The 2,816-nt window shown below is 66.3% G+C and carries 3 protein-coding genes and 1 pseudogene; 2 read left to right on the plus strand and 2 right to left on the minus strand.

Going from position 1 to position 2,816, the window contains the following annotated elements; all coding sequences use genetic code 11:
* Nucleotides 1-84: 84 nt before the first annotated feature.
* Nucleotides 85-981, minus strand: coding sequence for a DnaJ C-terminal domain-containing protein (locus tag AB4Y84_RS18440; protein ID WP_108266796.1), 897 nt, complete (start codon nt 979-981; stop codon nt 85-87).
* A gap of 258 nt (nt 982-1,239) precedes the next feature.
* Here AB4Y84_RS18440 and AB4Y84_RS18445 point away from each other — a divergent pair, with 258 nt between their 5' ends.
* Both AB4Y84_RS18445 and AB4Y84_RS18450 read left to right on the plus strand, forming a co-directional pair.
* Nucleotides 1,240-1,722, plus strand: coding sequence for a peroxiredoxin (locus AB4Y84_RS18445; RefSeq protein WP_025877032.1), 483 nt, complete (start codon nt 1,240-1,242; stop codon nt 1,720-1,722).
* A 30-nt stretch (nt 1,723-1,752) separates the two neighbouring features.
* Nucleotides 1,753-2,334, plus strand: a complete 582-nt coding sequence (locus AB4Y84_RS18450) for a ferritin-like domain-containing protein (RefSeq protein ID WP_033831761.1) — start codon at nt 1,753-1,755, stop codon at nt 2,332-2,334.
* Nucleotides 2,335-2,457: 123 nt separating this feature from the next.
* On the opposite strand, the pseudogene AB4Y84_RS18455 reads toward AB4Y84_RS18450, so the two are convergent.
* Nucleotides 2,458-2,816: pseudogene (locus tag AB4Y84_RS18455) on the minus strand (penicillin-binding protein 1C); the annotation flags it as partial.

Genomic DNA, 2,816 nt, shown 5'->3' on the forward strand with positions numbered 1-2,816 from the left:
CCTTGGTTGGCACGCCTTTGCCGGCCAGCGGCCGGCGCTACCGCAAGGTGTGCGGACCGAGGCCCGCACCCACCGAAGCAGATTTCAGATCGTTTCGCCAAACGCCTTGGCCAGATTCCGATAGGCCTTCTTCTGCGCCTCGTCGGTCGCCGCCGGGGCGACAATCTCCAGCTCGACGATCTGGTCGCCGTCCGGGCTGCCCGGCAGGCCACGCCCACGCAGGCGCAGCTTGCGACCGGCATCGGAGTCGGCCGGAATCTTCAGTTCCACCGCTCCGCCCAGGGTCGGCACGCTGATGCTGGTGCCCAGCGCCGCCTGCCACGGGGTGACCGGCAGCGTGTACAGGATGTTGCGACCGTCGACCTCGAACTGCGGATGCGCGGCGTACTCCACTTCCAGCAGCAGGTTGCCGCCGTGGTTGCCCTGCCCGGCCAGGCGGATCACCTGCCCAGGACGGATGCCCTTGGGCACGCGCACGTCCAGCTGCTTGCCATTGACGGTGATGCGCAGGCTGTCGCCGTTGTAGGCCGCCTCCAGCGGTACCGACAGCTTGGCCCGGGTATCACGGTTGGGCGCATGACCGTGGCTGCTGAAGCCCGGACCGGGGCCCGCGCCCTGGCCGCCGCGCTGGCGCGCGAACAGGCTCTCGAAGAAGTCGCTGAAGCCACCGTTGGGGCCACCCCCACCACCACCGAACACTTCCTCGAAATTGAAACCGCCACCGCCGTAGTTCGGCGGCACGTTGAATTCCTCGCCCGGGCGATAGCCCTGAGCGCGCAGCTGGTCATACGCCGCGCGCTTCTCGGGATCGCGCAGCGCCTCGTAGGCCTCGTTGATGGCCTTGAACTTGTCCTCGGCCCCGGCCTCCTTGCTGACGTCCGGGTGGTACTTGCGTGCCAATCGACGATAAGCGGTCTTGATTTCCGCCTCGCCCGCGCTCGGCTCCACCCCAAGGGTGGCGTAATAATCCTTGAATTCCATCCAGCTACCTCGATTCGCTTCGGCGGCGCCGGTGGCGCCGCCCCGGGTTCATTCTACGCGCCGGCGATGCTACGCCGCCGGTCGTGCGGCAACGGTGAGGCCGACTGATCCAGCGCAATGCGCCTGCCATCGCCCGGCCGCATGCTGTGGCTGACAGCCCGCCGCGGACGACGGAGATGGGGTGTATACATGGGTTTTCCAATGTCTTGACGCGTCCGTCCCCTCCTGGCCCCTACCCTCACCCAGCAAGGAGTTCCCATGACCATCCATGTCGGCGACCGTATTCCGGAAGTCACCCTCAAGCGCATCCGCGAAGGCATCGAGACCCTCGATACCCACGCCCTGTTCGACGGGCGCAAGGTGGTGCTGTTCGCCGTGCCCGGTGCATTCACCCCCACCTGCTCGGCCCGCCACCTGCCCGGGTACGTGGAAAAGTTCGAGGCGTTCCGCCATCGAGGCATCGATGTCTACTGCGTGGCGGTCAACGATCCGTTCGTGATGAAGGCCTGGGCCACCGACCAGCACGTGCCCGACGGCCTGCTGATGTTGTCCGACGGCAACGCCGAACTGACCCGTGCACTTGGCCTGGAGCTGGATGCAAGTTCATCCGGCATGGGCACGCGTTCGCGCCGCTTTGCCCTGTACGTGGTGGACGGCACGGTACGCGCGGCCTGGATCGAGGAACCCGGCCAGTTCGAGGTGTCATCAGCCGACTACGTACTGGATCACCTGCCCACCTGAAACCCTGACTGCAGAGGAAACCGGCCAGCCATGTCCAACAAGCCAGCCAAAGCCAGCAACACCTCCCCTTCCGCCAAGGTCGCTGGCATCAGCGATCGTCAGACCCTGCGCGAGCGGGCACGGAAGAACATCGAAGACGGAGCGATCACCGACAGCTACAGCGCCGACCGCAAGGTGGTGATCAAGCTGCTCAACGACGCGCTGGCCACCGAATATGTGTGCGTGCTGCGCTACTACCGGCACTACTTCATGGCCAAGGGCATGCTGGCCGACGCAGTCAAGGGCGAGTTCCTGGAACACGCGCAGCAGGAGCAGGCACATGCCGGCAAACTGGCCGAGCGCATCGTCCAGCTGGGCGGCGAGCCTGACCTCAATCCGGACACGCTGACCGCACGCTCGCACGCCGAATACAAGGAAGGCAGCGACCTGCGCGACATGGTCCGCGAGAACCTGGTGGCCGAGCGCATCGCCATCGACAGCTACCGCGAGATGATCAACTTCATCGGCGACAGTGACACCACCACCAAGCGCATCCTGGAAGAGATCCTGGCGCAGGAGGAGGAGCACGCCGATGAGTTCGCCGACCTGCTGGATGGCTGGATCGGGGAGTAGCGCCGCACCGTGCCAGCGAACACCCCGGTAGTCGCCCACCTTGGTGGGCAGCTTCCGCGCGTGCCAACCAAGGTTGGCACCTACCGGGTCAGGGTGCACCAACCCGCCGGGCATGGCCCGGCGCTACCGCAGCACGTTGAACCGTACCTGCGTCCAGGCGCCGTCAGCAGCCAGCGCGGTCAACGTATGCGCGCCCGGATCGGCGAACTCGCGCTGCATCAGCTGCGCACCGCGTGTCTGCGCGATCCATCGACCATCCAGCAGCCAGTCCACGGCCTGTTCGCTGCCCAATGCGCGCAGCTGCAGGCGTACGCCGTGTTCGGCATTGGGTGCACGCGCCAGCGTCGCGCCTTCGTTGAGGCCATCGATATGCAGGGCCACGCTAGCCTCGCGACCATCATCGCGACAGTCCGGCGACAGCGCGGGAAGCTGTGAGGCATCGCGCGTGGCTTTGGGCAGCCAGGGTGACAACAGCGCCGGCC

The sequence above is a fragment of the Stenotrophomonas sp. 2YAF22 genome, from assembly GCF_052114665.1.
Classification (GTDB): Bacteria; Pseudomonadota; Gammaproteobacteria; order Xanthomonadales; family Xanthomonadaceae; genus Stenotrophomonas; species Stenotrophomonas indicatrix.

Bases quoted from the DNA above. Each gene is read 5' to 3' on its own strand.
- AB4Y84_RS18450 (WP_033831761.1), top strand. From the start codon at position 1,753: ATGTCCAACAAGCCAGCCAAAGCCAGCAACACCTCCCCTTCCGCCAAG.
- AB4Y84_RS18440 (WP_108266796.1), bottom strand. From the start codon at position 981: ATGGAATTCAAGGATTATTACGCCACCCTTGGGGTGGAGCCGAGCGCG.
- AB4Y84_RS18445 (WP_025877032.1), top strand. From the start codon at position 1,240: ATGACCATCCATGTCGGCGACCGTATTCCGGAAGTCACCCTCAAGCGC.